Annotated in this window: 5 protein-coding genes; 1 reads left to right on the top strand and 4 read right to left on the bottom strand. The window is 56.1% G+C overall.

Annotated elements, in window-relative coordinates:
* Nucleotides 1-112: 112 nt before the first annotated feature.
* Nucleotides 113-1,108 carry a hypothetical protein gene (locus HMPREF2975_RS06975; RefSeq protein ID WP_070726686.1) on the bottom strand — a complete coding sequence of 332 codons (996 nt, stop codon included), beginning with the start codon at nt 1,106-1,108 and terminating at the stop codon, nt 113-115.
* Between the two features lie 443 nt (nt 1,109-1,551).
* Between HMPREF2975_RS06975 and HMPREF2975_RS06970 the strand changes: the two genes are divergently transcribed.
* Nucleotides 1,552-2,136, top strand: a complete 585-nt coding sequence (locus HMPREF2975_RS06970; RefSeq protein ID WP_070726684.1) for a hypothetical protein — start codon at nt 1,552-1,554, stop codon at nt 2,134-2,136.
* Nucleotides 2,137-2,215: 79 nt separating this feature from the next.
* Here the strand turns inward: HMPREF2975_RS06970 and HMPREF2975_RS06965 are convergent, their stop codons facing one another.
* The 3 genes from HMPREF2975_RS06965 to HMPREF2975_RS06955 all read right to left on the bottom strand — a co-directional run bounded on the left by HMPREF2975_RS06965 (nt 2,216) and on the right by HMPREF2975_RS06955 (nt 4,669).
* A complete protein-coding gene (locus HMPREF2975_RS06965; protein WP_070726682.1) occupies nt 2,216-2,428 on the bottom strand; it encodes a helix-turn-helix domain-containing protein in 213 nt (70 codons plus the stop codon).
* A 28-nt stretch (nt 2,429-2,456) separates the two neighbouring features.
* Nucleotides 2,457-3,371, bottom strand: a complete 915-nt coding sequence (locus tag HMPREF2975_RS06960) for a pentapeptide repeat-containing protein (protein ID WP_070726680.1) — start codon at nt 3,369-3,371, stop codon at nt 2,457-2,459.
* A gap of 449 nt (nt 3,372-3,820) precedes the next feature.
* A complete protein-coding gene (locus HMPREF2975_RS06955) occupies nt 3,821-4,669 on the bottom strand; it encodes an Abi family protein (RefSeq protein ID WP_227469309.1) in 849 nt (282 codons plus the stop codon).
* Nucleotides 4,670-5,067 lie beyond the last annotated feature (398 nt).

Raw genomic sequence — 5,067 nt, 5'->3', positions numbered from 1 at the left:
GGACGTTCACCAGTATATCAGTGGGAAGTGTAGAAAGAACCCAACCGCCGGAGCCGGTCGCGAGGCCACCAAACCAGTATATCAGTGGGAACTGTAGAAAGAACCCAACCAACTAATGACTGGCGTCCGGCGAGTCAACCTTCCTGCGCGTCACACTGCTCGCAGCCTTCTCCCCCATGATGTTCGTATCCACGTGAATACAGTCCTCCTCCACCATCAAAGGCGCGCTCAGCGTGCCGGACACATACCCGCTCCCCACGGGTCCATACTCATACGAATAGGAATCGGACCGCATTTCCACGTAAGGCCGCTCATAATCCACAGTGGAATCCCACCACCACACCTGGTTCCCCTCCTCGTCACACAGAAGGTCGGAGGCGTCCGCCCTGCCCGCCACACTAAGCGTCAGCCCCCCACCCAGGTCATCGTCGTCAATCTTGTCGACCATCGTGCGAACCGCTGCCCTGTTCTCAGCCGTGTCATCGACACCTTTCGCCACAAGCTCGCTCATCACACGATCCGTGATAGCCTCACGCATCTCATCGGGCTCCATTTCCAGCCACTCGTCCGTGTCAATAGTGACAACATCATGGCGAAAATCGACGTTCCTGGTGAGGCGAACCAGCTGGGACATCGCGTCCTCGTCCATGTTGTCCATGTAGTATTCGCGGGCTTCGTCCTCCAGGAGCGTCCTGTCGCCGTCGAAGTGCCTGTCGAGTAGCGCGTCCCACTCTTCCCACCCCATGGATTCTTCCCACGCCTCAAGCGTTTCAGTGACCTTCTCATACACTTGCGGGTAGGTCATGCTGGTGAAAATCTCATAATCCACCGTGCTATCAGGATCACCCTGGAGGAGAGCTTCCACCTGTTCGCTGCGTAGCTGATCATCGTAATCAACGTACACGCCGAACAGCCTGCGGTTATCGTCCGGCCCGTAGGTTTCCTCGGCAAAGATTTTAGCGAAGTTGACGGTACCGTCGGGGTTTTCCAGGTCGGATGCGGTCACGCCCGTATCAAGCGCGCTTCCGATCTGGTCGTGAGGTTTCGTGTCAAACTGGCCGCCCTGGGGTGAACCGGCGGGCTTACGGGGCTGAAATGAAGTAGTCATGAGTGACCTAGTTGCGGCTGAAAAAAAACGCGCTCAGGTCGGGTAGCACGAGCATTGAGTGGGCTGAAATCGGGTAACAACTTTGGCGCAGGTCGGCGATTACCAGCACTCGCAGGCGGTCCACAGAGGGCGTCAGCTGAGCTCCAGCCCACTAAGAGCACGGGTCGAGGTGGACTAGCATAACCCGCACTTGACCAGCTGTTGGTATGCCGTTTACTCGCGTGGGTGGTTTTTACTCAAACCCGTTGGTTACGGTGTGTTTGTTTTATCCGCAGGGACTTTCGCCCTGGACTGCTGGAACGCTCCACTCTCAAGCTCGGCGGTTATGAACTGGCTTCCGGTCTGCCGATGACCTACACCAGGGTGGTGGCACGGGTTGAAGCTCGCTCCACTTTCGTGCCGGTCAACCCGAGCATTTTGCCTCAGCCGCAACTAGAACCTCCATGACTACTTCATTTCAACCACGCAAACCAGCAGGCAGCCCACAAGGCGGACAATTCGACACCAAGCCGCACGACCAGATCGAAGGCGACCCGCTGAACGCCCCCTACGACACGTACGACCACGGCACCGCCACCTACACCGAACCGCCCTACGTCTCCAAAAGCGGCAGAAACCTCGGACTCTCCTTCGGCGTCAAATTCATCCCCATCCCCGACCTGGACCAGGAAGCCACACACGAACACGCCGACCAGGCACGCGAACTCAGCTACGCGTTCGACACCGACCACGCAACCAAGACCGGCGACAACAGTGGCGTCATCACCTACACGAGCGAAGCAACCGACGCCCACTACACCATCGCCTACGACCCAGAAGGCGTTGACCTGACGATCCGCGACGACGGGTACGCTGAAGAACACCACATTCGCATCAACGGAGACCCTGAAACAATCATCCGCTCCATGGAAGACGTGACCTCCACGTACGCTGACAACCTCGATGAGTGGAGCAGCGAATACGACGACCAGGAAACATACGAACAGGCCGCATACAGAAACGCGGTCCTGGGACGCTCAGGCTTCTAGGGCGCAGCGCGCACAAAAATCCGGCCCACTCTTAAAAGGCCACGCGGAAAAAGAGTGGGCCGGACGACTATGCGTGCCACTAAACGCTGGGGAAAGCCTCCACGGCAAAATTCACCAGAGCATCACGCGTCACGCGGAGCGTTTGGGAGCCAAGACGCAGTGCGGGTAGCTTATGGGCGTAGATCCACTTGTACACGCCCTGCTCACTCACGCCCAGGATGGACGCTACTTCGGACACGGAAAACAGCACCTGGTCGGGCTTGTAGCCGGATAGGAAATTCATCTCACTCATATTCCCGCTTGTGGGACGAGGCGCACTCTCACGCACCAACCCACGTCACTCCCTCCGTGCTGTAGGCGACCTGCTCAATCTTGCGGCGGTACGTCTCATCAATCGTCGCCCCACTCACGTCCGCGTCATCAAACAGGGCACCGTCCAGTTTCGCACCCTTCAGGTTCACGCCCCGCAGGTTCGCACTGCGAAAATCCGCGCGGATCGCGCTTGCGCCACCCATGTTCGCGCCTTGAGCATCCACCCCGACCATGCGGGTACTAATCATGTCCGCCTCACGCAGGTCAGCACCGGCCAAAGTGGTGGTTTCCGTGATGGAAGCCTGGTTGAGGATAGCGCCGCGAGCCTGCACGCCCCTCAGGTCGCAGTTGTCCAGGTGGGCGTCTGACAGGTCGATGTATTCGAGGTGCCCGCTGATTGTTGAATCATAGAACTGTGCGGACCGTGCACTCACGCCGGAAGCACTGACGTTGAGGAACTGGCTTTCGCGGATGGTGGAGCCCTCCATATCACTGTTGACGAGGCGACAGTTTTTGAGTGTCGTGTAGCCGATGTCCATGCGGCGCATCATGGAGCGCGCCAGGGACACGTCGGTGAGGGAGCAACTGGTGACCGTGGATCCGTCGAGTTCAGAGAAGGGGAAGATGGAGTTGGTTGCGTCCACCTCCCTGAACGTACATTGGCGGGCACGCATGGCTGTCTCAATGACGTCATTGACGGTGACGGAATCAAAGCCGGAGCGGTCATAGTCGTAGCCGGTTCGCGTGGTGTGCGCGTATTCAAGGTCGCTGAACGCATGGTCACACTGGTTGGTCGGGTTGATGCCGTCGGTCGCGTCCTCTTCTTCTTCGCCTAGTACGAGGTCGGAGGGGACGTGCGGCTTGGTGTCGAACTGGCCGCCCTTCGGTGATCCGGCGGGCTTACGGGGTTGAAATGTGCTCATGGGTGACCTAGTTGCGGCTGGGATAAAAAACGCGTGAGTCGGAGGTGCGAAAGTTGGTCGGTCTGTGTGGTCATGCGCCAGTTTTTGAATCGGAACCCCGCACGGGCATGAAAAAGGGCGGCTCACCACTCATTTTTACGAGTGTCAAACCGCCACTTTTCGCTTGTATCCCGCCGAAAACTGGAAGTTCACCAGTATATCAGTGGGAAATGTAGAGAGAACCCAACCGTCCGGCCTTGTCCCGTACGAGTCCCCCCAGTATATCAGTGGGAAATGTAGAGAGAACCCAACCGGTGATTCGACCTCCGTGGGTTTCTTCCTAGAATATCAGTGGATTACGTATAGAAGGACCAACCATAGCGCAAAATCTCCTAGCAGTTTCTCCGTATCTCGGTGAGAACTGTACCGCTCCACGCTGAGATGGATACACAGACGAGCTATGTTTCGTTTTAGACAAGCCAGAGTCTAAGGTGACTCCAATTGTCGGGCGCTCCTGTGCGTGCCAGCGGAACAATGGGATTATCAGGGTAGGTGCTAAGCAACCTGGGCAGCTTATCAGCAGGCGACAGTTTTAGTTGGCGGTGCATATACTGGATTAAAGACAGTTGCCCAAAAACTCGATTTACCTGCACGGTGGCTTCCAACAATTGAGGATCGTTATTTAGCTTGGGTTTAATGTCGTAGACACGGTTGAACATACGGGCGTGATGTGCTGCAAGGTTGCGAAGGATGTTCATAGACTTGAGCCACGATTCGAGCTGGGGAGCGCTCAGTCCACAGTGATCGGCGATTCGGTTTCGTGCTGTAGTTGGCGACATACCGTACAGGTGAGACAGCATTCCCCAGTCCATAACTTCAACAGCAGCCCATATAGGGATCGCTCCACCATACTTTTCCTCATGATGGCGAACGAAATCCTCTTTCGAGTTCTCTACGGCAGACTCGTATTTTGATAGCCAAATGCTATGCACTGTTTTCTGGCGCCCCCTGAGTTGCCGAGCACGTGCACCTAATCGTTTCGTGTTCAGGTGGATCATTGGGTCAATACTCCCAAGTTCATGGCCCAACATGGCTCTTACTGCCATTTCGACTCGATCAAGTTCAGCAAAAACTGTGTGTCGGAGACGCTCATCGAATTCGTAAAGGGAAAGAACCAGTTCAAACGAGGAACCCCCGACAAATTCGTCAAGCGCTTGACCGTCAACAAAACGACGCATGGGGTGCCAATAGCCAGAAAGCCGGTAGTAGTTCAGCCGGGCAAGTGTGCTTTCGGCGCCAGCACGATCGTCAACACGCATTCCTCGCGCGCGAAGTATGTCAACTTGCCTTGAGTGAGTCTCGAATGTTTTTGCCTGCGACATCAGCTTGCCCCGTTCGGCATCCTGAAAGCGAAGACCGGCCCTGGACTTCCCACCGAGATGGGAAGCGGAACCGGTCGTGTTACTAATTATGTTACGTCGTAAAACAGAATTTATCAATCTTCACCACTGGGAGTCTCCCCGAATCCTTGGAAGGAGTTCATCAAGCTGGCAAGCGGAAGACTTTCGAAAACCATTGACATCTATAGAGAGCCCGGCCAACGTAAACTTGTCGGAAACCCCGACCAGTTGCCGGTGTGTCAGTGCGAACGAAATCCTCCAGTGAGTACGACAGTTTTCCGTTCCCCGCACGGGCATGAAAAAGGGCGGCTCACCAC

The sequence above is a fragment of the Actinomyces sp. HMSC065F12 genome (assembly GCF_001814535.1).
Classification (GTDB): Bacteria; Actinomycetota; Actinomycetes; order Actinomycetales; family Actinomycetaceae; genus Pauljensenia; species Pauljensenia radingae_A.
The sequence above is the reverse complement of the archived record's forward strand: the minus strand, read 5'-3'. Positions and strand labels throughout refer to the sequence as shown.